Origin of the sequence: uncultured Thalassospira sp. (genome assembly GCF_963976115.1) — a bacterium.
GTDB lineage: Bacteria > Pseudomonadota > Alphaproteobacteria > Rhodospirillales > Thalassospiraceae > Thalassospira.
On the sequence record NZ_CAXBJJ010000008.1, the window covers coordinates 225,621 to 249,922 of the forward strand.

At 53.3% G+C, this 24,302-nt stretch carries 24 protein-coding genes; 10 read left to right on the plus strand and 14 right to left on the minus strand.

What is annotated here, in order from left to right:
* The first annotated feature begins 12 nt into the window (after positions 1-12).
* The 8 genes from AAC086_RS12610 to AAC086_RS12645 all read left to right on the plus strand — a co-directional run bounded on the left by AAC086_RS12610 (position 13) and on the right by AAC086_RS12645 (position 8,622).
* Positions 13-1,167 carry an extracellular solute-binding protein gene (locus AAC086_RS12610; RefSeq protein ID WP_339779026.1) on the plus strand — a complete coding sequence of 385 codons (1,155 nt, stop codon included), beginning with the start codon at positions 13-15 and terminating at the stop codon, positions 1,165-1,167.
* A 101-nt stretch (positions 1,168-1,268) separates the two neighbouring features.
* Entirely contained in the window at positions 1,269-2,366 is a 1,098-nt protein-coding gene (locus tag AAC086_RS12615; RefSeq protein ID WP_339779028.1) for an ABC transporter ATP-binding protein, read from the plus strand.
* Between the two features lie 27 nt (positions 2,367-2,393).
* The gene (locus AAC086_RS12620) at positions 2,394-3,785 is read left to right on the plus strand and encodes an aspartate aminotransferase family protein (RefSeq protein ID WP_339779029.1); all 1,392 of its coding nucleotides are present in this window, start codon (positions 2,394-2,396) and stop codon (positions 3,783-3,785) included.
* Positions 3,778-4,707, plus strand: a complete 930-nt coding sequence (locus AAC086_RS12625) for a 3-keto-5-aminohexanoate cleavage protein (RefSeq protein ID WP_339779031.1) — start codon at positions 3,778-3,780, stop codon at positions 4,705-4,707. Before AAC086_RS12620 ends, AAC086_RS12625 begins: the two co-directional genes overlap by 8 nt.
* Positions 4,708-4,766: 59 nt before the next feature.
* Positions 4,767-5,798, plus strand: coding sequence for a histone deacetylase family protein (locus AAC086_RS12630; protein WP_339779033.1), 1,032 nt, complete (start codon positions 4,767-4,769; stop codon positions 5,796-5,798).
* Complete coding sequence (locus AAC086_RS12635; protein ID WP_339779035.1) at positions 5,795-6,931, plus strand: FAD-binding oxidoreductase; 1,137 nt, start codon at positions 5,795-5,797, stop codon at positions 6,929-6,931. The genes AAC086_RS12630 and AAC086_RS12635 overlap by 4 nt, the downstream gene beginning before the upstream one ends.
* Positions 6,932-6,948: 17 nt before the next feature.
* Positions 6,949-8,238 carry an ArgE/DapE family deacylase gene (locus AAC086_RS12640; protein ID WP_339779036.1) on the plus strand — a complete coding sequence of 430 codons (1,290 nt, stop codon included), beginning with the start codon at positions 6,949-6,951 and terminating at the stop codon, positions 8,236-8,238.
* Between the two features lie 39 nt (positions 8,239-8,277).
* Positions 8,278-8,622 carry a RidA family protein gene (locus AAC086_RS12645; protein WP_339779038.1) on the plus strand — a complete coding sequence of 115 codons (345 nt, stop codon included), beginning with the start codon at positions 8,278-8,280 and terminating at the stop codon, positions 8,620-8,622.
* Positions 8,623-8,689: 67 nt separating this feature from the next.
* On the opposite strand, the gene AAC086_RS12650 is transcribed toward AAC086_RS12645, so the two are convergent.
* On the minus strand, positions 8,690-9,943 hold the full coding sequence (locus AAC086_RS12650) for an alpha/beta fold hydrolase (protein ID WP_339779039.1): 1,254 nt from the start codon (positions 9,941-9,943) through the stop codon (positions 8,690-8,692).
* A gap of 111 nt (positions 9,944-10,054) precedes the next feature.
* On the opposite strand from AAC086_RS12650, the gene AAC086_RS12655 reads away from it, so the two are divergent.
* Positions 10,055-10,582: a GNAT family N-acetyltransferase gene (locus AAC086_RS12655; RefSeq protein ID WP_339779040.1), complete on the plus strand. Its 528-nt coding sequence runs from the start codon at positions 10,055-10,057 to the stop codon at positions 10,580-10,582.
* Between the two features lie 18 nt (positions 10,583-10,600).
* Here AAC086_RS12655 and AAC086_RS12660 read toward each other — a convergent pair whose 3' ends face one another.
* The 8 genes from AAC086_RS12660 to AAC086_RS12695 all read right to left on the minus strand — a co-directional run bounded on the left by AAC086_RS12660 (position 10,601) and on the right by AAC086_RS12695 (position 17,677).
* The gene (locus tag AAC086_RS12660; protein ID WP_339779041.1) at positions 10,601-11,098 is read right to left on the minus strand and encodes a thioesterase family protein; all 498 of its coding nucleotides are present in this window, start codon (positions 11,096-11,098) and stop codon (positions 10,601-10,603) included.
* Positions 11,095-12,036, minus strand: coding sequence for an ornithine cyclodeaminase family protein (locus AAC086_RS12665; RefSeq protein WP_339779042.1), 942 nt, complete (start codon positions 12,034-12,036; stop codon positions 11,095-11,097). The genes AAC086_RS12660 and AAC086_RS12665 overlap by 4 nt, the downstream gene beginning before the upstream one ends.
* A gap of 137 nt (positions 12,037-12,173) precedes the next feature.
* Positions 12,174-13,022: an alpha/beta hydrolase gene (locus tag AAC086_RS12670; RefSeq protein ID WP_339779044.1), complete on the minus strand. Its 849-nt coding sequence runs from the start codon at positions 13,020-13,022 to the stop codon at positions 12,174-12,176.
* A gap of 32 nt (positions 13,023-13,054) precedes the next feature.
* Positions 13,055-13,741 (minus strand): ABC transporter ATP-binding protein, encoded by a 687-nt coding sequence (locus tag AAC086_RS12675; RefSeq protein ID WP_339779046.1) that lies wholly within the window; start codon positions 13,739-13,741, stop codon positions 13,055-13,057.
* Entirely contained in the window at positions 13,741-14,502 is a 762-nt protein-coding gene (locus AAC086_RS12680) for an ABC transporter ATP-binding protein (RefSeq protein ID WP_339779047.1), read from the minus strand. Before AAC086_RS12680 ends, AAC086_RS12675 begins: the two co-directional genes overlap by 1 nt.
* Positions 14,495-15,502: a branched-chain amino acid ABC transporter permease gene (locus AAC086_RS12685; RefSeq protein ID WP_339779048.1), complete on the minus strand. Its 1,008-nt coding sequence runs from the start codon at positions 15,500-15,502 to the stop codon at positions 14,495-14,497. Before AAC086_RS12685 ends, AAC086_RS12680 begins: the two co-directional genes overlap by 8 nt.
* Positions 15,495-16,415, minus strand: coding sequence for a branched-chain amino acid ABC transporter permease (locus AAC086_RS12690; RefSeq protein ID WP_339779120.1), 921 nt, complete (start codon positions 16,413-16,415; stop codon positions 15,495-15,497). The genes AAC086_RS12685 and AAC086_RS12690 overlap by 8 nt, the downstream gene beginning before the upstream one ends.
* Before the next feature lie 71 nt (positions 16,416-16,486).
* Positions 16,487-17,677 carry an ABC transporter substrate-binding protein gene (locus AAC086_RS12695; RefSeq protein ID WP_339779049.1) on the minus strand — a complete coding sequence of 397 codons (1,191 nt, stop codon included), beginning with the start codon at positions 17,675-17,677 and terminating at the stop codon, positions 16,487-16,489.
* 234 nt (positions 17,678-17,911) lie between these two features.
* On the opposite strand from AAC086_RS12695, the gene AAC086_RS12700 reads away from it, so the two are divergent.
* Positions 17,912-18,400, plus strand: coding sequence for a hypothetical protein (locus AAC086_RS12700; RefSeq protein WP_339779050.1), 489 nt, complete (start codon positions 17,912-17,914; stop codon positions 18,398-18,400).
* 82 nt (positions 18,401-18,482) lie between these two features.
* Here AAC086_RS12700 and AAC086_RS12705 read toward each other — a convergent pair whose 3' ends face one another.
* The 5 genes from AAC086_RS12705 to AAC086_RS12725 form a co-directional block, all read right to left on the minus strand.
* A complete protein-coding gene (locus tag AAC086_RS12705) occupies positions 18,483-19,547 on the minus strand; it encodes an alanine racemase (RefSeq protein WP_339779051.1) in 1,065 nt (354 codons plus the stop codon).
* A 16-nt stretch (positions 19,548-19,563) separates the two neighbouring features.
* Complete coding sequence (locus AAC086_RS12710; protein WP_339779052.1) at positions 19,564-21,030, minus strand: M81 family metallopeptidase; 1,467 nt, start codon at positions 21,028-21,030, stop codon at positions 19,564-19,566.
* 135 nt (positions 21,031-21,165) lie between these two features.
* Positions 21,166-22,224: a DctP family TRAP transporter solute-binding subunit gene (locus AAC086_RS12715; protein WP_339779053.1), complete on the minus strand. Its 1,059-nt coding sequence runs from the start codon at positions 22,222-22,224 to the stop codon at positions 21,166-21,168.
* Positions 22,225-22,330: 106 nt separating this feature from the next.
* Positions 22,331-23,611, minus strand: coding sequence for a TRAP transporter large permease (locus tag AAC086_RS12720; RefSeq protein WP_339779054.1), 1,281 nt, complete (start codon positions 23,609-23,611; stop codon positions 22,331-22,333).
* The gene (locus AAC086_RS12725; RefSeq protein WP_339779055.1) at positions 23,608-24,129 is read right to left on the minus strand and encodes a TRAP transporter small permease; all 522 of its coding nucleotides are present in this window, start codon (positions 24,127-24,129) and stop codon (positions 23,608-23,610) included. Before AAC086_RS12725 ends, AAC086_RS12720 begins: the two co-directional genes overlap by 4 nt.
* Between the last annotated feature and the right edge of the window lie 173 nt (positions 24,130-24,302).

Genomic DNA, 24,302 nt, shown 5'->3' on the forward strand with positions numbered 1-24,302 from the left:
GAGGCTTGACCGATGGATGATACAAAACGTTATGAACGCCTGTTAACCCGTTTTAAAAACGGCGATATCAGCCGCCGCACATTTATGACCGTGCTGGGTGCTGCCGGAGCCACTGCTGGCATTATGGGCGGCCCAATGGGCATGCTTGTCAATTCGGCCAAGGCCGCAACACCTGAACAGGTCCGTTTCGATGGCTGGGGTGGCGTGGTTTCAGAAGCCTTTGAAAAATATGCGTTTGCCCCCTACACCAAAAAAACCGGCATCAATGTTGTTTCAGGCACATTTGGCGGGGCCGACGAATATCTGGCACGGGTTAAATCCAGCCAGCCAGGCGAATTTAACCTCGCCCATCTTTCCGGTGTGTTTGACTATGCCCGCTATCACAATATGGAGCTTAGCTCCGAGTTGAACGAAGATAACATTCCGAATTTGAAAACCGTAATCACCAATCTGATCACGCCGTTGCGCAAAATTTCAAACGGCAAACTTTCCGCCGTTCCCTACGACTATGGCACCACCGGCATTGCCTATAATCGCAAATATATCAGCGATGACGAGGCCAAAGCCAAAGGTGCCAAGCTGATGGTTGATGAGGCCTATAAAGGCAAAATCGGTGGCTGGGCCGAATGGAAAACCCGTATCTGGTACGGTGCCCTGCAATCAGATCAGGACCCCAACAACATTCAGGACATCGAAGCCGTTTGGGATATGATCCGAAAGCATCGCGACCTGGCCCTGAAATACTGGACATCAGGTGCCGAACTGATGAGCCTTTTGGCTGAAGAAGAAATCTATGTCACAGAAGGCTGGTCGGGCCGCATTCGTGCCCTGCAGGATCAGGGCCACGATATTGGCTATTACGATCCCAAAGGCGGGCTGGGCTGGCAGGAATGCATTTTTGTTCTTAAAGGAAGCCCGATGGCCGCCTGTGAGGAACTTTTGAACTTCATGCTTGAACCCGATGTCGCCATTGCTGTTGCCGAAGGGCAATCCTATCCGCCCGCATTGGACCCGCAAAAGGTTGAACTGGGCAAAATCATTCCCACCCTGCCCGCCTTTGACCCTAGCGGCACACTTGACGGGCTTAGCTTCTTTGATCCCGCCTATTGGAACAAAAACGAAGCCGACTGGTCCAAGAAATTTTCGCGGGTACAGCGCGGATATTAACACCGCACCGAACCTGTAAGGGCAACCCGGCACCGGTAGCCTCTGCGCATTGCGGGGCCGGGTTGTTTTAACTGCGATTGACGAAGCGAAGGTATGGAAGAATGGGCGAACGCCAGAATGCCGTTGAAATGCGCAATGTCGTTAAACGATACGGCGATTTCACTGCCGTAAAACGAATGGATTTAACCGTCCCCGACAACAGCTTTGTCACGTTTTTGGGGCCGTCGGGCTGTGGCAAAACCACCACGCTGCGCATGATTGCCGGGTTGACCGACATCACAGAAGGCGATCTTGTGATTCGCGATAAACGGGTCAATGAACTGCCCATTCACAAACGCAATCTGGGGTTGGTTTTTCAAAATTATGCCCTGTTTCCGCACAAAACCATTTTCGATAACATTGCCTTTGGCCTGAAATACCGCAAGGTCAGCAAAGCCGACATTGGCCATAAGGTCAAAAATGCGCTCGACCTTGTGCAATTGCCCCATGTGGGCGACCGCTATCCCAATCAGCTTTCGGGCGGGCAGCAACAACGCATTGCCCTGGCCCGCGCCATTGTCATCCAGCCCGATGTGTTGTTGCTGGACGAACCCTTATCCGCCCTTGATGCCAATCTGCGCGAAGAAATGCGCGTCGAACTAAAACGCATTCAACGCGAGCTGGGTGTCGCCACCGTTTTTGTTACCCATGACCAATCCGAAGCCCTGGCGATGTCGGACAAGCTGGTCGTGATGAACAATGGCATGGTCGAGCAGGAAGGTGCGCCAGAAGATGTTTATAACAACCCGGTTTCCGCCTTTGTTGCCGATTTTCTGGGGCATTCCAACATTATCGCCGGGGCGCTAAGCGGTGAGGGCAGTGACGTGATCCCGGTTGAATTGCACGGCGGACAAACCTTGCTGACCACCGCCCACCAGGTCAGCCGGGTAAATAACCAGCAACAGGTCCGCGCGGTTATCCGGGCCGAAAAAATTGCCTTATCGGATCAAAATAACAGCAGTGCTGATGTTGTTGCCATTCCCGGCAAGGTTAAAACCGTTGATTATCTGGGGCAAATGGCCCGCTATTTTGTGACCGCCGACGGGCGGGACTGGCAGGTTATCAACCCCATTGACCATCGCCCCTTTGGCGAAGGGGCCGATATTTTTATGCATATCGCCGCGCGTAATTGTGTGTTGTTACCCGGTCACACCGACTGATTGACCGGTTCAGGAAAGCCCCACCAGATGACGTCCAATATGACCCCAGAAAAAACAACAACCGGACATAACAGGGAGTCCCGCCTGTTTTATCAAAGCCGGTCCCGCCGCCCCCTGATTGACCACGCCAGGGGCGTTTACATGTGGGATGTGGATGGCAAACGTTATATCGATGCGTCGAGTGGCGCCATGGTCAGCAATATTGGCCATAGCGACCCGCGCGTGATTGCCGCCATGCAAGAACAAATGCAAAAGGCGACCTTCGCCTATCGCCTGCATTTTGAAAACGATGCCGCCGAAAACCTGGCCTGGCGTCTGGCAGAGCGCGCACCGGGCGATCTTGAACGGGTATTTTTTGTTTCTGGCGGGTCCGAAGCCGTTGAAAGCTGCCTGAAACTGGCCCGCCAATACGCCCTTGCCATTGGCGAGGCGCAGCGCTTCAAGGTTATTTCCCGCTTTCCCAGCTATCATGGCGCAACGCTGGGTGCGCTGGCCATTACCGGCTATACCCCCATGCACGCGCCCTTCGCCCCCATGATGGTTGATCAACCCAAAATCCCCGCGCCAACCTGCTATCTTGACCGTGATGATCTTAGCGATCACGACCGTGGCCTGAAATACGCCAACATGCTGGAAGCGGAAATTTTGCGTCAAGGCCCGGAAACGGTATTGGCCTTTATCATGGAACCGGTTGGTGGAGCCGCCACCGGGGCACTTGTGGCACCTGATCGTTATTATAGCCGCATTCGCGAAATTTGCGACCAATACGGCATTTTGCTGATTTATGATGAAGTCATGACCGGTGCCGGACGCACCGGCACCTATTTTGCCGCCGAACACTGGAACATCGTGCCCGATATTCTGGCCGTCTCCAAAGGGCTGGCGGCGGGCTATGTGCCACTTGGTGCCATGATCGCGCCCGACCGCATTGTCGGCCCGGTGCTGGATCATGGCGGGTTTATTCATGGCTATACCTATGCAGGCAACCCAATTGCCTGTGCGGCAGGCAATGCCGTACTTGACGTAATTGAACAAGATGACCTTTTGGCCAATGCCACACAAGCTGGCGCGGCATTAAAGGCGGCATTGCACAAACTGATGGCCCAACATGCCATGATTGGTGATGTGCGCGGCCTTGGCCTGATGCTGGCAATTGAACTGGTGGCCAATCGCAACACCATGGAACCGATTGCGCCCAGGCACATGGCCGCTGCCCGCCTGGTGGATATTGCCTATGACAAGGGATTAATCATTTATTGGCGGCGCACGCGGGGCGGTTATCGTGGCGACCATGTCATGATTTGCCCGCCCTTAACCATCACGCCCGACCAGTTTAACGATATCCTGATCCCGCTAAACGAGGCCTTGGCCGAACTGGCAGAAGAATTAAAACAGGCGGGAGGTCTCGACCATGGCTGATAAAGTTATCATCACCTGTGCGATTACCGGGTCGGTTCATACCCCGTCCATGAGCCCCTATCTGCCGGTAACTCCCGACGAAATTGCTGATCAGGCAATTGCCGCGGCCGATGCCGGGGCAGCAATTTTACATCTACATGCCCGGAACCCCCAAACAGGTTTCCCGGCACCCGACCCGACATTGTTCATGCAGTTTCTGCCGCGCATCAAAGATGCCACTAACGCCGTTATCAACATTTCAACGGGCGGCGGCATGACCATGACGGTTGCGCAACGCATACAGGCCGCACAACAAGCAGCGCCCGAAATGGCATCGCTTAACCTGGGCACCATGAATTTCGGCCTGTTCCCTGCCCTTAATCGCAAAACAGAATGGCAACATGCCTGGGAACCGGAATTTTTGGAAAGCAGCCGTGATTTCGTATTTAAAAATACGTTCTCGGATATCGAAATAATGCTGGCCCAATTGGGCGACGCCAACGGCACCCGTTTTGAATTTGAATGTTACGATGTTGGCCATCTTTATACGCTGGCCCATTATGTGGATCGCGGCTTGGTCAAAGGACCGATTTTTTTACAATTCGTGCTGGGTATTTTAGGTGGCATTGGTGCCGACCCTGAAAACCTGATCCACATGAAGGCCACTGCCGATCGGCTTTTTGGCGATCAATACCGGTTTTCCGTCCTGGGGGCCGGGCGCCATCAAATTCCATTTGCCACCATGTCGGCCAGTATGGGCGGGCATGTCCGCGTCGGGCTTGAGGATAATCTTTACATTCGCAAGGGCCAGTTGGCGCAAAACAATGCCGAACAGGTTTCTAAAATTCGCGATATCCTGACCGGATTGAACCTTGAAATTGCCACCCCGGATCAAGCCCGTGCCATGCTGGGCCTAAAGGGGGCGGATAACGTTTCGTTTTAACTTATCCGGTTCTGATCACTCCATAACGCCACCACCACCAGCAATGAAAGGGCGGCAGGATGATGCATGCCTATTTTTCACCCGATCAAATGTTGCACCACGGCCAGACTTTTATGGTGGGTGGCGAACGCAAGCCCATTCCCGAGGTGCCAGAACGCGCCGAAATCCTTAATTCGGCCCTGGCGAAACTGGCTATTACGCCACAAAACCCGGCCGATTTCGGGCTGGAACCGATAGCACAGGTTCATTCGCCGGAATATTTACGGTTTTTGGAAAACATTCATCGCAACTGGCGCGCCGCTGGCGGGGCGGAAATTGTTGTGCCCCATATTCACCCGTTTGACCGTACCGGCCCCTATCCGCAAACGCCCGCAGCACAGGCCGGTTTTCATTTGGGCGATACATCCTGCCCGGTTTCAGCCACCACATGGCAATCGGCGCGCAGCAGTGCAAATTGCGCCGTGGCTGCCGCCCGCCATGTGCGCGATGATGAGGCCAGTTGCGCCTATGCTCTGTGCCGCCCGCCGGGCCATCATGCCAGCCGCGATATTGCCGGGGGATTCTGTTATCTCAACAATTCGGCCATTGCCGCCCGGCAACTGCGCGAACGGTTTGGCCGCGTCGCCATCCTCGATATCGATCTGCATCATGGCAATGGCACCCAGCATATTTTTTATGATTGCGATGATGTTTTAACCGTGTCGATCCATGCCGACCCGGCCCAATTTTACCCGTTTTACTGGGGACATACCCATGAACGCGGAACGGGCCGGGGATTGGGATATAACCATAACTTCCCCCTGCCCCTTCGCAGCGGCGATGATGTGTTTTTATTGGCCCTGGATCGTGCAACCGACATCATAACTCATTATGCACCTGGTGCTTTGGTTCTGGCCTGCGGACTGGATGCCTCGCGCGATGATCCGTTTGGCGGGTTAACCGTCAGCACCGGCGGGTTTGGTAAAATCGCCCGTAAAATCAGCTTGATCGGCCTGCCCACCGTGATAGTTCAGGAAGGGGGCTATGTCAGCCCGACACTGGCTGATAATCTGGTGCAGTTTTTAGGAAGTTTTGCGGAGGCACGATCATGACCACAGCTGACATTATCATTATTGGTGGCGGTATTGCCGGAATGTCTGCGGCATATTTTTTGGCCCAAAAAGGTAAAAAGGTAATTGTGCTCGAACGCGAAGATCAACCCGGCTATCACAGCACAGGCCGATCTGCCGCACTATATAGTGAAACATACGGTCCCAAAATCATTCGCAAAATGTCAACCGCCAGCAAGGCCTTTTTTCTGTCCCCACCTGACGGTTTCACATCACACCCGATCCTGACGCCGCGCGGTGTTATTGTTACCGCAATGCCTGGTGAAGAAGCCGATCTTGACGAGCTTTTAACCGAAGGCCGTGCCAACGGAGCGAATGTAATAGCCCTTAGCCCCGAACAAATTGCCGAACTGGTGCCGATTGTTAAGCCGGAACTGTTGATCGGCGGGGCGCTTGAAATCGATGCCATGGATATTGATGTCCATGCCTTGCATTGGGGATTTATCGCCCAGTTTAAAAAAATGGGCGGCACCATTGTAACCCGGGCCGATGTGACCGGCATTGAAAAAAACGACAATCAATGGCAAGTAACAATTGGCAATGGCGACGTTTTTAACGGCTCCATTGTTGTCAATGCCGCAGGGGCATGGGCCGACGAAATTGCCAAACAGGCACAGGTCAAACCCCTTGGCCTGACGCCCAAACGCCGTACCGCCGTTATGGTTGACCTTCCCGCAGAAACTAAAGCCGATCACTGGCATATGGTTTCCAGCATTGGTGAAGGGCTGTATTTCAAACCCGATGCCGGGCGTTTGCTGGTATCGCCCGCCGATGCCACCCCCACCACCCCGCAAGATGCCCAGCCCGAAGAACTTGATATTGCCATTACAATTGACCGGCTGGTAACCGCCACCACCCTGACGGTAAATCGCCCCGGCGAAAGCTGGGCCGGGCTGCGCAGTTTCTTTGCCGATGGCGACCCGGTTTCAGGCTTTGCCCCGGAACATGCCGGTTTTTACTGGCTGGCGGGGCAAGGTGGATACGGCATTCAAACCGCACCGGCGATGGGCGAATATGCCGCGAGCATGATATGCGGCGAAGACGTTCCCGCCGCAATGCAGAAACTGGGCGTCACCCAGGCCGCATTATCGCCCACCCGGCCATCCCTGTCTTAGCGCAAAGGTTTCCAGCCATGTCACATTCCAAAGCCGACAGATCTGCCCTGCGCAAGGCCGTTCGCGCCCGGCAGGACCAAATCATTGCCGATATGTCGGAACTGGTGGCGTTGCCCAGCCTGCTTGGCCAGGAACAATCGGCACAAAGCTGGATGGCGAACAAATACCGCGCGATGGGGCTGGATGTTGAAACCGTTGCCATTGATATTGCCGCCCTGCGCGATAAACCGGGCTTTTCACCCCCGGTCATCGATACCTATGACGGGCGTGAAAATGTTGTTGGCATTCATACACCCACAACCGCAACAGGCCGCAGCCTGATCCTGAACGGGCATATCGATGTGGTGCCCACCGGCCCGGCAGATTTGTGGCAACAACCGCCCTTTACCGCGCATGTTATCGGTGACTGGCTATATGGCCGGGGGGCGGGCGACATGAAAGCCGGTCTCATTGCCAGTTGCCATGCCCTTTCCGCACTGCGCGATATTGGGCAGGAACCCGCCGCCCCGGTTATTTTACAATCCGTGGTCGAGGAAGAATGCACCGGCAACGGTGCCCTTGCCTGCCTTCATGCCGGGTATCGCGCCGATTGCGCCATCATCCCCGAACCGTTCAACCAAACCCTGATGACAGCCCAGCTTGGTGTGATGTGGTTTCAGCTTCATGTCACCGGCAGCCCCGCGCATGTCCTTGATACGTCAGCGGGCAGCAACGCAATTGAGGCCGCCTATGGCTTTTTTGAAACCCTAAAGGAAGTCGAAGACCTGTGGAACCATCCGGGGCACCGGCACGACGCCTATGGTGCACATAGCCACCCGGTTAATTTCAATCTGGGTAAGATTTCGGGCGGGGAATGGGCCTCCACTGTGCCGCCAACCTGTGAGGCCGATATTCGCATCGGGTTTTATCCCGGCATGGATATGGCCGAAATTCGTTCCATGATCAGCGACGTTGCAAATTCGGCGACGGATAATCATCCCGCCTGCAAGGGAGCCACATTTACCATCGACTATCGCGGCTTTCAGGCCGAAGGATGTGTGATGGATGAAAACCACCCGATGATGACAATGATCGGCGATTTGCACCGCGAAGTCACAGAAAACACAATAAAAAATTATGCATCGACGGCAACAACAGATGCACGTTTTTTCCAGATTTATGGCAATATCCCGGCCACATGTTACGGGCCAAAGGCAGAACACATTCATGGCATTGATGAACGGGTTTCAATTTCTTCGGTGATGGAAGTTACCGAAGTGTTGGCCCTGTTTATTGCCGACTGGTGCGGCACCAACCCGCGGCCTTAAATGTTACATCACCACTTTAAACCAAAGACGGAGCAAAAAATGAGCATCGAACGTTTCCATACCGGCCCGCGCATGAGCCAGGCCGTTGTCCATGGCGACACTGTTTATCTGGCGGGCCAGGTTGGCGAACCGGGCGCATCAGTTGCCGACCAAACCAAAAAATGCCTGGAACAGGTTGATGCCCTGCTGGCCGAATGCGGATCGAGCAAGGAACACATTCTGCAAGCCATTATCTGGTTGGCCGATATGAATGATTTTGCCGAAATGAACAGCGTTTGGGACGCCTGGGTTCCGCAGGGCCACACCCCGGCCCGCGCCTGCGGCGAAGCCAAACTGGCAACCCCGGAATACAAAGTCGAATTCATTATCACCGCTGCGAAATAATCAACGATCTTTCCGGGCGGCATTTAATGTCGCCCGGATCGACTTTGTTGGAACCCCGCCTTTGGCGTTATTGATCGCGGCTATCGCGGGTCACAATAACTGACGTACTTTCAAGTGTTCGATGAACCGGACATTTATTGGCAATTTCAATCAACCGCTGGCGCACATCCTCGTCCAAATCACCATGCAGGGTAATGACCCGTTCAAAGCGGTCAATTTTGGCATTCTTCTGGCGTTGCCCCTCGCTGCAGTTCGCACAATCGCTGGCATGAATTTTTTCATGTGTAACCTGCACCGAAATACCATCCAGCGCGATCTGTTTAAAATCGGCATACATGCGAATGGTCATTGACGTACACGCACCCAAAGCCGCCGATAAATATTCATAAGGCGACGGCCCACTGGCCAGACCGCCGGAACCCTGCGGCTCGTCGGCCAGCATTCGGTGCGGGCCAGCCACCAGCATCGTTTGAAATTTACCAAGGCCGGTTTCGCGGGCCAAAATGCCCTCTGCCGCATCGCCCGGTTCGGCGCTGTCTGATACCGCCCGATCCTTTGCCCCGACATAAGGCCGGGCCCAAGCCGCAATTACATTGGCGGCATAGGTTGCATCATCGGGGTCGCGCAACAAATGGTCTGCCTGGTCAAGCGACACATAGCTTTTCGGATGCCTGGCCGCCGTAAAAATACGATTGGCATTGTTGATACCAACAGTTTGATCCAGCGGGCCATGCAATACCAGCAATGCCTTGTGCAAGGATGCAGCCGATTTTTCAATATCATGCGCAGCCAAATCGTCGAGGAACTGTTTTTTAATCACAAACGGACGACCACTTAGCGATACATCGGCTTGCCCGGCTGCGCGAATTTCAGCCAGTTTATCGGCGAAATTTTCGGTTACATGGTCAATATCTGCCGGGGCGGCAATTGTTGCCACGGCCATTGCTTCGGGAATATCGCTGGCAACGGCCAAAACAGCCGCCCCGCCCAGTGAATGACCAATCAGCAATTTGGGAGCTTCAAACTCGGTCCGCATATAATTCGCAGCGCGGCGCAGATCCTCCAGATTGGAGGTAAAATTGGTCGAGGCGAAATCACCGCCCGACCCGCCAAGCCCGGTAAAATCGAACCGCAACACCGCAACACCCTGTTGATTTAGGGCCTGGGCAATTTTGCGCGCGGCAGTTAAATCCTTGGTGCAGGTAAAACAATGTGCAAACAGGGCATAGGCTAAAACCGGCCCCGCCGGCAAATCCAGCCGTGCCGCAAGAGATGCCCCCATCGCCCCTTCAAACCCAAGCCGGATCGGACGCACTGCCATGGTTTTCTCCGTTGCTGATGGAAAAATATACTTATATAAGGTGTTGTTACTTTACCAGCTTAACGGGTAATCTTGGCATGTTATTTACGCTTGAACACAGGCCTTTTACCAATGCTGCTGATTACAACGCCCCGCCTGATCCTGCGCCAGGCAACCCGTGAAGATGCAGAATTTATCCTGAAATTGTTAAACCAGCCCGACTGGATTCATTATATTGGCGATCGCAATATCGGCGATCTTGCATCTGCGGCGGTTTACATCAATGAACGGCTAATTGCGGCTTATGAACGCAATGGTTTTGGTCTGTACCCGGTTGATTTGCGCGCAACCGGGGAAACAATCGGCCTGTGTGGGTTGGTAAAACGCGACACCCTGCCAGACCCCGATATTGGCTTTGCGTTTCTCGATAAATGGCAGGGCCAAGGTTTTGCCCGCGAAGCCGCCAACGCCACCTTGAACCACGCCTATAATGATTTGGGGATCAGCCGGGTGGTTGGCTTTACCCTGCCCGGAAACAACCGTTCAATCCACTTGCTTGAAAGCATCGGCATGGTGTTTGATCGCACCGTCTTTGTCGATGGCGACCATCAAGCCTGCAACCTGTATGTTCCGGCAAACCAGCACCACCCCGCACCTTAAAGCACCAACACCACAAAGTTACGCGCGCCGAATACCAATTGTGCGGCCGACGCCCGAAGGCATCGGTAAATTGACCTGGGCCAGACGAATAGCATCGAGTGTTTTAAAAATATCATCGGGAAAGGGCGCAGACCGTCGTGTTTCCATGTTGATATGCATGGTGATAATTTCGTTGGTCGCGGCCAGCCAGCCTTCGTCGGCGTGGCGCATTTCATGATACATATGGATGCGCTTTGCATCACAATCGAGCACGCGGGTATGGAGTTCGAACGGTTCATGCACATGAATTTCTCGATCGTAGGTAGCATGCATTTCCAGCGCAAAGGTCGATCCGCCCCTCCGCGCCGGATAGGTCCGCCCCAGCCCGACGGCATCGAGAAAACCCAGTGACCCCAGATTAAACGCAACGATATAATAGCCAACATTGACGTGGCCGTTAAAATCAATCCATTCGGGAAGAACATTGCCCCGATAGCTGATCAGCATATCGGGGCCAAACAAATCGGTGCTGATCATTTATCAAGCGCCTCGACAACAGTGACGGCGGCGGCAAAGTCTTCCAGCGCATGGCCAACCGATTTAAACACTGTGCATTCCGCGTCGGACTGGCGGCCTTTAACATTGCCGCGTGTCAGATCAAACAGGTCGCCAACAATATCGTCTTTGCTGATCGCGCCAGATTGTATGGCTTGCACCACATCGCCGCCTTCGGCCGCGGCCCCATCCATACTATCAACATAGATGCGGCATTTTTTCATCACGGCATCGTCAGTTTCGCGCATGACGGGTTTAAACGCCCCAACCAGATCAACATGCACGCCATCGGACAGCCATGCCCCGCGCACCAGCGGCGCGGTGCTCAGCGTAGCACAGGAAATAATATCAGCAGTTTTGCACGCGACTTCCAAATCATCGGTGCCGGTCGCTTCAAACCCCAAAAGTTCAACTTCGCGCGCCAGAGTCACCGCCTTTTCCGGGCGGCGGTTCCAGATGGTTACTTTTTTAATCGGGCGGACCGATGCATGGGCTGCAATCAGGTTGGGGGCCATGGCCCCGGTGCCAACCATCACCAAATGGCTGGCATCCTTGCGCGCCAGATAATCCGCTGCCAGGGCCGAGGCCGCTGCAGTGCGCCGCGTGGTCAGCCGGGTACCATCCAGCACCGCCACAGGTTGCCCGGTTATGCTATCAAGCAATATATATATACCTGAAACGGCTGGCAGGTTCCGCGCGGAATTACCCGGCACAACAGCCGCCACCTTTACCCCGGCAGCCCCGTCTTTTTCCCACGATGGCATAATCAGCAAGGTTGCGTCGTCCTCGCTGGACCGTTCCATATTGAAATGACTGCGAAGCGGCGTTTCACAGCCCTTGGCAAACCATCTGCGCAGCGCTTCAACCATGTCACGCGGGGGAACAGAACGATCGATATCTTCGGCGGTAACGAAACGCATGGGGCCTACCTGTAAAGTTTGTGATTATTCAATTGGTAACGCATATTTACCTTATCATATCGGGCACTCGGCGTCACCGCATGTTGCCCCGAATATCACATGTAAAACAGGTGTTTTTGGCCGGTATCGCGCCTTTGTCAGCCGATAATCCGCTTAAGATTTCCGTACAAGGCTCCGTCACGAAGATAGAGCTGTTCCAGGACGGTAAAATGATTGGCACCCCAAGCCTGAAGCACCGGCACAACCAACCCGGACTTCGCACAATAGGCCGCATATGCCTGACTTTGGCGTAAAAATTCCGGTGTTTCAACGGCCCCTACCACCAGCATCATCTTTATCCCGTCCGGCACAGCATCCAGCAGCGGCGAATTATCTGCCGCACTGTCTTCGGTCAGGCCAATGTCACTGTTCATACTGGTGAAACGCAATGGTTCCAGATCAAACAGGCCCGAAACAGCCACTGCGGCAGTAAACGGTGTGGCATCGCCAATTTCGCTTTCCCAGTCATGGGCCGCCAACCGCGCAACAATTTGCCCGCCCGCCGAATGTCCGGAAATGCTGAGATGGTCCCGATCGCCGTTAAAATCGTCGATATGTTGGTAAACATATTTGATACAACGAACCGCCTGTGCCGTTATCTCGGCAACTGTTACACCGGGGCATAAATCGTAATTGGCACAAATAACGCTATAGCCATCCGCCACCAGGTCGCGCGCAACAAACGCATAATCCTTTTTGTCCTGGCTACGCCAATAACCCCCGTGAAAAAACACATGGATGGGCGCGTCAGGACTGCTTGCACGAAAAACGTCAAAGGTTTCTTTGGGTCCCGGGCCAAACCGGACATCAATCTGATGATCATATTTTGACCGCAAATCATCGGATGCCGCGACGAACCGAGCGAAATGATCGGCATAATCGGGCACCGTTTCGCGCGGATTATACTGCCATTCAACTTCTGCTTCTGTAAAACCGCCCCAGCCCATATATCTGTTCCCTGTTTAAAAAATACCCTTCATCAAATTCCAAGGTGATTTTTCTTTATTTCCGGGGCATTTGCAAATTGTTCAGAAGAACCAGTCCAAACTATTTGCCCTTTTTCCAAGACATAATGTCGATCACACACTGCCATTAACGCGTCCAGATTGCCATCAATGATCAAAACTGTTTGTGCCAAACCCCGCAATTTGCGAATGCAGGCCCAGATATCTGTCCGAATCACCGGGGCCAGCCCCTCGCTGGCCTCATCTAGAATCAGCAAATCCGGATTGGTCAAAAGCGCCCGGCCAATCGCCAGCATTTGCTGCTCGCCGCCGGATAACTGATTGCCCATGTTGTTTTGCCGTTCGGCCAGCCTGGGGAAAAGGTCGTAAATTTTTGCCAAATCCCATCCCCGCCCGCGTGCCGTTGCCACCAGGTTTTCCCGCACCGACAGGTTCGGAAAAATCTGCCGCCCCTCCGGAACCAGCCCAATCCCGGCCCGGGCAATCCGAAAAGACTTCTGCCGCGAAATATCCTGCCCTTTGAACAAAATGGTTCCAGCCTTGGCCGGGGTTAACCCCATAACCGAGCGAACTGTGGTGGTTTTACCCATGCCATTACGCCCCAAAAGACTTACTATTTCGCCCTTTCCAACTTGCATATTCACGCCAAACAATACCTGACTGCTGCCATAGCTGGTTTCGACATTCTGCAGTTCCAGCATCAGTACCCCTCCGCCAGATAGGCTTTTTGAACGTCTTCATTGTCGCGGATATCATCGACACTGCCCGACGCAATCATCGCCCCGTTGACCAGAACCGAAATCACATCGGCAAGCCGAAAAACAATATTCATATCGTGTTCAACCAGCAAAATTGCGAAATCGGGTTTCAGTTTTTCCAAAAGTTCGGCCAACTGGTTGCTTTCGGTCGGCCCCATACCGGCCATCGGTTCGTCTAACAACAAAACCTTTGGTTCCAGTGCCAGCGCCATGGCAATTTCCAACTGGCGTTTCTGCCCATGTGCCAAATCAGCCGCACGTCGGCTGGCAAAACCGGCCAGACCAACCTGATCAAGCAAAGAAGCGGTGCGCTGATTAATCGGCGCATCGTGCGACACCGCGCGCCAGAACGAAAAATGATGCCGGGTGCGCGATTGCACCGCCACAGCCACATTTTCAGCCACGGTAAAATCATCGAATATCGCCGTAATCTGAAAAGACCGCGCCACCCCCATCCGGGCCCGCCTGGGCATCGAAAAGCGGGTAATATCCTGGCCCTCAAACCACACCTGCCCGTCATCGGGGCGCAATTCGCCCGACAATTGCGACAGGGCCGTGGTTTTACCGGCACCATTGGGACCGATCAGGGCATGGATTTTGCCGACTTCAAGCTGGATCGACAAATCATCTGTCGCCCGTAAACCACCATAACTTTTATAAAGATTGCGGGCCTCAAATACCGGCTGGTTCTTTACTTCACCCACGATCACCCCCGGTTTTTGCCGTTGCTTTGCCCGGTCTCTTTAAAAAACCGACAATGCCGCCGCGGAAAAACACCACCACCAAAATCAAAACCGGTCCTAAAATGACCTGCCAGTGTTCGGTAAAGGATACCAGGCTTTCTTCCATTAAAAACAGGGTCAAGGCCCCGTATATTGGCCCAACAAGCGTGCCCAGACCGCCCAGAATAACGATAATCATTAATTCACCCGAACGCGACCAGTGTAACAACCCCGGACTGACAAATTCGGAATGATTGGCAATTAAGGCCCCGGCCAAGCCACCAATGGCAGCCGAAATGCAAAACGCCGTTAGCTTGTACAATAACGGATCATATCCAAGGGCGCGCATCCTGCGTTCGTTTTGTTTGCAACCGATAATAACGCGACCAAACCGCGACCCGACAAGGCGCGACAATAAAAACCAAACCGCCAGCAAAATTGCAAAACACAGATAATAGAATGTATCGCGATCATACAGATCAAGGCCCGGTATCGCGTTACGATCCCACAAAGACAGTCCGTCTTCGCCGCCATATTGCGACAGGGAAACAAAGAAAAAATAGAATAACTGCGCAAAAGCCAGCGTGATCATGATGAAATAAACGCCCGATGTGCGCAGGCTGATCAAACCGATGATCAATCCGAAAAAAGCCGCCACCAGCATCGCCAGCGGCCAGACAACAAAGGCGTCGTTGCTGCCCGTCCAGCCGAAAATAAAGTCGCTGCCATCAAAGGCATGGGTGCCCAAAATACCCGCTGTATAGGCGCCAATGCCAAAAAAGGCCGCGTGACCAAAACTGACCATGCCGCCAAACCCAATGATCAGGTCCAACCCCACAGCAGCCACGGCATAAATAACCGCGCGGTTAAACATCGTTATCAAAAACGAATTATCAAACGCATGTGCCACCGGTGGCACCACTGCCAGCAGCACAAAAATAGCCAGTGTCGCCCAGCTTTGTCGTGAAATGTTTTTAACCATGGGTCTGGAACAACCCCCGTGGACGGAAGGCCAGAACCACGGCCATTAAAATGTAAATCATCATCGATGCCAATGACGCGCCCGCACCATCCGCCACCGACGGCGGTAACCACAAACGCATCAGATCGGGGATATAAACCCGACCCAGCGTGTCGGTCAGGCCAATCAACAGTGCACCGGCAACCGCCCCGCGAATGGAACCAATGCCGCCAATTACGATGACAACAAAGGTCAGAATCAGGATGTTTTCCCCCATGCCGGACTGAACGGCACTGAACGGGGCCGCCATCACCCCGGCCAACCCGGCCAGCGCAGCGCCAAAACCAAACAGCAAGGTATAAAGCAGGGAAATATTAACCCCCAACGCGCCAATCATTTCGCGGTTGGATGCCCCGGCCCGTATCCACATACCGATGCGGGTTTTCATCACCAGAAAATACAAAAACCCGGTTACCAGAATACCGGTTGCAATGACGGCAAGGCGAAATGCCGGATACGGCGCACCGGGAATAAACTCAACCGTGCCCGATAAAAATTCCGGCGGGTCCATGGCAATGGGCTGGCGCCCCCAAAGGATGCTAACCATTTCATTAAAAAACAAAATAAGGCCAAAGGTTGCCAAAACCTGATCCAGATGATCGCGGCGATAAAGCCTGCGCATGATGACAAATTCCATCACCATGCCGGTCAGGGCAGCGGCCCCCACCCCGGCTAAAAGACCGAGAAAAAAACCCGAGCCATGGGCAATGGCCGTTGCCCCGACATAGGCGCCGACCATAAACAGTGACCCATGTGCCAGATTGATCAGGTTCATGATCCCGAAAATCAGGGTTAGCCCCGATGCCATCAAAAGCAGGGTCACACCAAATTGCAGCCCGTTCAAAAGCTGTTCTAGAAACAAAAGCATAATCATTTTCCGGTGCAAATGCGAAAACACAATGGCCGGTACCAGACCGGCCATTGGTCAGATTGCGCGGGGCAAAATTACATTTTGCACTCGGATGCGTAGGCATCGACGTGGTTTGAAAATACCTTGGTGACCAACTTGTTGGTAAAGCCGCCATCGGGATCGGCAACGACCTCGCGCACGTAGAAATCCTGGATCGGATGGTTGTTATTGCCAAATTTGAAGTTGCCCCGCACCGATGTGAAATCGGCTTTTTTCAAAGCAGCGCGGAAATCATCCTCTTTCGACATATCCCCGCCGACGGCGGCAATCGCACTGCCAATCAGATTGGCGGCATCATAGCCCTGTACCGAATACAGGCTGGGTTTGGCCCCATATTTGGCGACATACCCGGCGACAAACTTTTTCGAGGCATCGTTTTCCATGTCGGGCGACCAATGGGACGCGTTTTTCATGCCAACGGCGGCTTCGCCCACCGCATCAACCAAATGTTCATCGGCAGAAAAGGCCGGGCCAAACAATGGAATTTCATCTTTCAAACCCGCCTGGGCATATTGTTTGATAAAGTTAATGCCCATACCACCGGGATAAAAGAAAAACACGGCATCTGGCTTTGCCGCACGCAGGGATGCAATTTCGGCAGCATAGTCGGTTTGGCCCAGCTTGGTGTAAACTTCGTCAACGATATCGCCTTTGTAATACCGTTTAAAACCAGCCAGTGAATCCTTGCCTGCCGGGTAGTTTGGTGCCAGCAGATAAACCCGTTTAAAGCCCTGGTCTTGCACATACTGACCCATGGCTTCGTGGATGTTATCGTTCTGATAGGCGGCATTAAAATAATTGGCATCACATTTGGCACCGGCCAGCGCGCTGGGGCCGGCATTGGTGGAAACATAAATCATGCCGTCGCGCACCACCTTGGGCACCACCGCCATCGCGACGTTGGAAAAGATAATGCCGGTCATCAGATCAACATGTTCGCTTTCCATCATGCGGGTGGCAATCTGGCGCGCACTTTCGGGTTTCAAACCGTCATCCTCGACGATCAGATCAATGTCCGAGCCCCCCAGCTTGCCATCATGTTCGGCAATTGCCAGTTCAAACCCCTTGCGCATATCATCGCCCAGATATCCGGCACCGGTCGAAAGGGTCGTGATCATGCCAATTTTTACGGGCTCCGCGGCCTGTGCGGCCCCCGCAGCCACACAGGTGCCCATGATCATAGCTGCCGCCCCCAGCAATGCAGCCTTTTTGCCTTTTGCCAACATTGTAAAGTCTCCCTGAAACCTGATTATGAATAGTTTGTTGTGAATTGTTTTGTTGTCTTTCTATTCATCCCCAATTCGATCACCGTTGCAATAACCAGTTTGTTTAAGCTTAAAGTTTTTTATTCCTTCTACGTGTAATTACGTATTTTTTGCCAGTATTCCTGTCATTAGCCCCCGAAAAATGGCACAGTGCCCCGCTGAAAAATGTACCGCTACCAAAAACAGGGACCCATTATGACAGCCAACCAAACCTGCCCGTTTCCCACCAGAGACGCCGACCGCAATGCCATTTGGGATATGCTGGTTCCACGCGACATTACCGCATTTGTGCTGGCAGACTGGTCACTGGTGGAAAATGATTTTGCAGCAAACGGGTTTTATGCCATCGACGCCCACACATCGGCCAACCCCGATGACTGGACACTGGCTTTTCCCGACCTGTCCGCCTATCGCGATACATGGCTGTCCCAGGCCCGTGCCAGCCAGAATACAGAATATGCCGAGCCCCTTTTTGATGCCGTATTTGCGGCAACCAGACTTGAACATATCGAGCTGAATGGCGACCGCGCCCTTGCCCGCAAACATTTCAATGGCACAATCAAAAAGGCCGATGGCAGCGCGGATCGGCTGTTATGGAAAACGCATTATTATTGTCAGAAAGGTGCCGATCAAAAATGGCGCATCACCGGTTTTATCGGCTATTTGCCCAATAACGATGGCTGACAATGCAAAACGGCATTCCCGGTAAAACAGGAATGCCGTTTTCTTTTCAGGCACCGGTCATATCTTGATCGTGCGAACGAAATCAAACCACCTTGCCGCGCGCGGCAACAAAGGCCGGGTTTTCGAAAATTCCATTTCGGCACAATTGAACATAGTCAAACATATTGCTGACCACGCAGACATGGTTGGGAATAATCTGTACCCGCTGACCAATTTCAAAAGGGTGCGTTGCCGGATCAAATGTCAGAATGCCATGTTCTTCGCTCAGCGATTTTACCGTGACATCGGCATGACCAACGACATAGCCAAAATGTTCCAGCCCGAACAAATCCGATGTTAAAACCTTGGACCCGGCATCGATAATCGCCCGGCCTGGTGCCGGTAACGAAACAACCTCGGTCAGGACGCGCAAGGCACAATCTTCTTCCAGGCACCCCCCGCGCGCCATAACCGATTTGTCGTTATAAATATATGTACCAATCCGATATTCGGTAACCACCGGTGCCTTATGGGCCTGCCACATATCGGGGGTTCCGCCTGAACTGCGCACCGGGCATTCCAGCCCGAATTTTGCACATTCCGCCATGGCATCGCGGAAAAATGTCTCCACCTTTGCTGTTCCGCCACCCGGCGGATAGGTCATCAAGCCAACAAACTCAAGCCCCGGCAGTTCATTTGCGACCTTAGCCAACCAGGCAGCCTCTGCGGGCGATTGCACCCCGCAGCGCCCGGCACCAGTGTCACATTCCACCAATATCTCTATCGGTTTTTGCGCATCGGAAAATGCGGTTGAAAGGCCCTTTAACACGGTTTCGTTATCGGCAACGACACGTAACTGATCAATGCGCTCGGCCAATCGGCGCAACCGCGCCAATTTGCGCGCGCCGATAATGTTATAGGTGATCAGAATATCGCCAATACCCGCATCTGCCATAACCTCGGCTTCACCTATTTTCTGGCAGGTAATGCCCTTTGCCCCGATCGCGATTTGCTGCAAGGCGAAGTCGGTTATTTTATGGGTCTTGATATGCGGTCGCAATGCAATATTGTGTTCGTCGCAATATTCCTGAAAGGTGCGAAGATTGCGTTCAACACAATCAAGATCGACGATGGCGCAGGGTGTGTCGAGTTCGGCAAATTCGGTCATTCTCTACTCGATTTCATCATGATGCAGTCGCAAACGGATCATCTACAATTGGCCAGACCTTGCGCGTCAAATTTTTATAGCCGTTGGTTTTCGGATCTGACGGATAAGGCCCTTGCACATTAACATAGATAATTTCGCCCGCAATTTTAGCAAAGGCATCGTAGAAGTGATTGGTGGATTTGATAAACAGATAATTTTTTGTTGTAGGGTCAACGCCCATATTGGCAAAAAGATCCGGATCAAAACTTTGCGCCCGGTTGCTGTTTAAAATCACTTCGCCACCGTCAGGCAGTTCGATCAGGGCACAGTCGCCCAAGGGCACAATGCTGTCACCAAAGCTTTGCCAGGAATTGCGCCGCAATTTTTTCACCCGAACAACGGCATCAACCGGCGCACCACCGCGCGAAGACGTTTTACCGCCAAAACGCAACGGCAATACTCCGCCCTCGCCGGCTGAAAAACAGATCCGCACCGCCATCGGGTCCCATATTGTGCCAAAAGCGTAGTGTGAAATGCCGCTATTCATAACTTTGCGCAGTAAGATTGTGGAATCGCCCGGCACCCCCCCGCCGGGATTATCCCACACATCGGCAATAACTACCGGCGTTGCGATGGTATCGGGCAATTTTGCCATTGCCTGATCCGGGGTCACAAAATCGGGCCGGGTCGTCCCGCGAAACCCGAACAGCTCCATTCCCAGGTCATTTGCGGTTTGCGCCGCCAAGTCGGGTTTATTGTCGGTAATTACGATAACATGCACCCCAATGTCGGGCACATCGCCCGCCATGAAGCCATGAATGACCGACACGGACAAAATGCCGTCATGGCCTTCCATGGCCTTGATCCGATCAACAAAGGAGCGCATCGGCTCGCGCGAGGTAGGTAAAACCTCGATCATTTTGCAATCAAAAACCGCTTTAACCGGCTTTACTTCGCCGCGAAGGGTGCGCAAAACCAAATCAACGGTCGCCGCCCCGGCCTCGACAAAATCGGTATGGGGAAATTCCTTAAAGGCAACAACAATATCGGCTGCGTTAAAGCGTTTGGCACTCAGATGGCTGTGCGGGTCAAAGCTGGCACCGATAACAACATCGGGGCCAACAATATCGCGCACCGACTGCAGCAAATCGCCTTCGCAATCGAGGTAGTCCTGCGCCACCATCGCCCCGTGCAGCCCCAAAACAACACCGTCAACCGGCATCGCTGCTTTTAGTTGGGCCAGCACCTCGTCGCGCAAATATTCATAGGTATCGCGGTTCACAATGCCACCTGGCTCGGCCCAGGTTGCTGTACCTTCAACCAGTTCCCAGCCTTCTGCCCTAGCGCGCGCACGGGCCACTGTAAAAACAGCACTGCACAAAGTTGGCGTTTCAGGATGATCGCCAGGCCCCGCATAGAAACTTTCGCGGAAATCGGAAATATCGGTTCGCAGGGGCGAAAACGTGTTGGTTTCGGTCGCAATGGAGGCACAAAAAATGCGCATACCCGGGTCCTTCTTGGTCTTTGTTATGGGTAAATGGTTTAATGAAATAGAATAGAAAAATGATCCGGCGTCAGATTTGTCAAAAAAGGTGGCGGGAGGGAACCGGGAGGATGCCCCCTCCCCGCCAGACGGAAATTAATCCGTCAGGTATTGTTTTTCATTGGCTTTGTTAACTTCTGTCTTAAACAGGTCGAGCAATTTGACGCCATCTTCGCCAAGGGTTTCCTTGACATATTGTTCCATCACCGGCTGGGTGACTTTCTTGAACTGTTCGCGTTCTTCCGGGGTCAGGGCATCAATTTCCATTTTACCCATCAGGCCTTTAAGGCCACGATCGGATGCCTCGATCACGCGTGATACGCCACGGCTGGCAACCACACAGGACTGTGCAGCATAGCGTACAATGCGCTGCTGATCGGGGGTCAGATCGTCCCAGAATGCCTTGGACAGCATAAAGGTGTAGGGCGAAAACAAATGATTGGTCAGGGTCAGGTATTTCTGCACTTCGTTAAACTTGGCGAAGGTTACCGTCGGAACCGGGTTCATCTGGCCGTCGATCACGCCGGTCTGAAGGCCCGCATACACTTCACCCCAGGCCATCGGATATGCTTCTGCACCCAGCGCCTGCATGATTTTCTGATGTGACGGCAGCGCCATGGTACGAATGCGAACACCCTTGAAATCTTCCAGGTTTTTGATCGGATGTTGTGAATTGGTGACAGCAAAGAACCCGCCGGTATCGGGGAAACCCAGCACTTCAACATCGCCAAGGGTTGCTTCGATATCTTTGGCCAATGCCACGCCGAACGGGCCATCATACACGTCATAAGTTGCCGCATTGCTATCAAATGCAAATGGCAAGTTCAAAACGTCGATGCGCGGATAGTAAGATGCAATGGCCCCCGTCGAGGTCAAAGTTGCCTGAATAAGACCGTCACGCACCATCTGCACATGTTCGGCCGCTGAACCAAGCTGATTGGACGGGTAAACTTCAACCTTGATCGCGCCGTTGGTGTCGGCTTCAACGATATTGGCAAAAACTGCCGTGCAAGCCTGGGCCGGGTTGTCAAACGGGTCCAGTTTGTTGTCATGGGCGAATTTCAAAATTTTGGCTTCGGCATGGGCGGTTCCCATGGTGCCTGCCAGAATTGCGGTCGCGGCCATAGCGGCCCCGAAACGTTTGAATGTGTTCATAACACCTCTCCTGATTGAATTTATCATTGCACCCCAAAATCACCCTGTCCCCCAGGATGATCCGCCCCGGGCCAGAGCGGAAAACCGTAGCGTCGTTAGATCGGGGTTATCTGAACCCCAACAATCGTGGCACCAGCAGCGCCAGATCCGACCAGAAAGCAAACAGCAGCAGCACCCCGATTTCGGCAATCAGAAACGGCCACAGCTGTGCTGCAATTTTTTCAAGTTTTTCACCCGTCACCGATGCCAGGACAAACAGACAGGCCCCCACCGGTGGCGTCATAAGGGAAATATTAAGAGCCAGCACAAAGATGATCCCCGCGTGGATCGGGTCCATGCCGATCTGCACTGTTAGCGGCACCAGAACCGGGGCAAGAATGATCAGAATGGCGTTGATATCCATCACCATGCCAATCGCCATCAACAACCCGACAATCATTAAAATAACCATATAAGGATTGCTTGAAATGCCCAGTACCGCTGCGGCAACTTCCTGCGGAATGCGGTTAAAGCTAAGCCACCAGCCCAGGATCGAGGCAAAGGCGATGATGATGAAAATCACACCGGTAACCCGTGCGGTTCTGATCAGCATCTTGATGAAATCATTCACCGTCAGCGCCCGATAGACAAACACACCAATGAACAGGGCATAGGCCACGGCAACAGATGCCGCCTCGGTCGGGGTCACGATTCCGCCCAAAATACCGCCTAAAATGATCAAAGGCATGATCAGGGCTGAAATCGAGGATTTAAAGATTTTCCAGATTTCAAGCAGGCTGGCGCGACGTTCTTCCTTGGGCAGGTTTTTGCGGCGTGCGGTAACGGCAATCACCGTCATGCAGATCAAACAAATCATCAGGCCTGGCAAGATACCCGCAGCAAACAACCCACCAATCGAAACCCCCATCAGAGAGCCATAAACCACCATCAATCCCGATGGCGGGATCGTCGGCCCGATGATCGAACCCGCAGCCGTCACAGCACAGGCATAATCGCGGCGATACCCGCGTTCAACCATCGCTGGCACCAGTGTTTTGCCAAAAGCAGCGGCATCGGCGGTGGCCGCCCCGGTCAACCCGGCAAAAAACACGCTGGCCAGCATATTGGTATGGGCAAGCCCGCCCCGAAAATGCCCGACAAGGGACTGGGCAAATTTAACCAGCCGGCTGGTAATGCCGATATGGTTCATGATTTCGCCCGCCAGAATAAAAAACGGCATGGCAAGGAACGGAAACACATTAAGCCCGTTAAAAACCTTGCTGGGTCCCTGCACCAGAAACATACCGCCGCCCATGTCATACAGGCCCGCCACACCGGCAACCCCCAGAGCAAACCCGATCGGCATGCCCAAAACCATAAGAACGACAAAAATAATGGCGATGATCATTCTGCACCCTCTGTCAAATCAACCGGGATGTAACGCCCCTGATCGCGCAGGGCGACCAGCAACAGCTGAATGGCGGCAAGCAGGGCCGAAACGGGCACCGCTGCATAAGGAAGGGCCAGCGTCATGCCAAAAATCATGGCGTGGCGTTTCATGCCACCCACGGCAAAATCAAAACCGTAGACTGCCAGATAAATGAATGCCGCCAGTGCAATGATATCGACGGCAAACAAAACAGTACGCTGCAATACCGTCGGTAAATTCAGAACAAACAGACCAATGCCGATATGTTCGCGCCGGGCAATACCAGCCGAAACTGCCAGCAATGCCGCCCAGATCATTAAATATCGTGCGAGCTCTTCGGGCCAGTTCAGTTGCCAGTGAACAAGATAACGATCAACCACGCCCAGCCAGACATCCAGCACCAGAGCCAGCATCAAAACGGCGATTACCCGTTCCACAGCCCAGTTCAGTCCGTTGCCAAGCGTTCGGGCCGATGCCTCAACGCGCTGCAAACCCATTTTCTGTCTCCACTGATAAGTCGTTTGTACTTTTGCTACATCTTGATCACATAATTGTAGCTTGTCTACTTAATTCTGATGGAACTTTCGGCAAAAATAGCCCAAAATCAGCATATTCACCCCCGATACTAGTAGTTAAACTACTTTTCGGCGAAAAATATCCCGAAAAATCA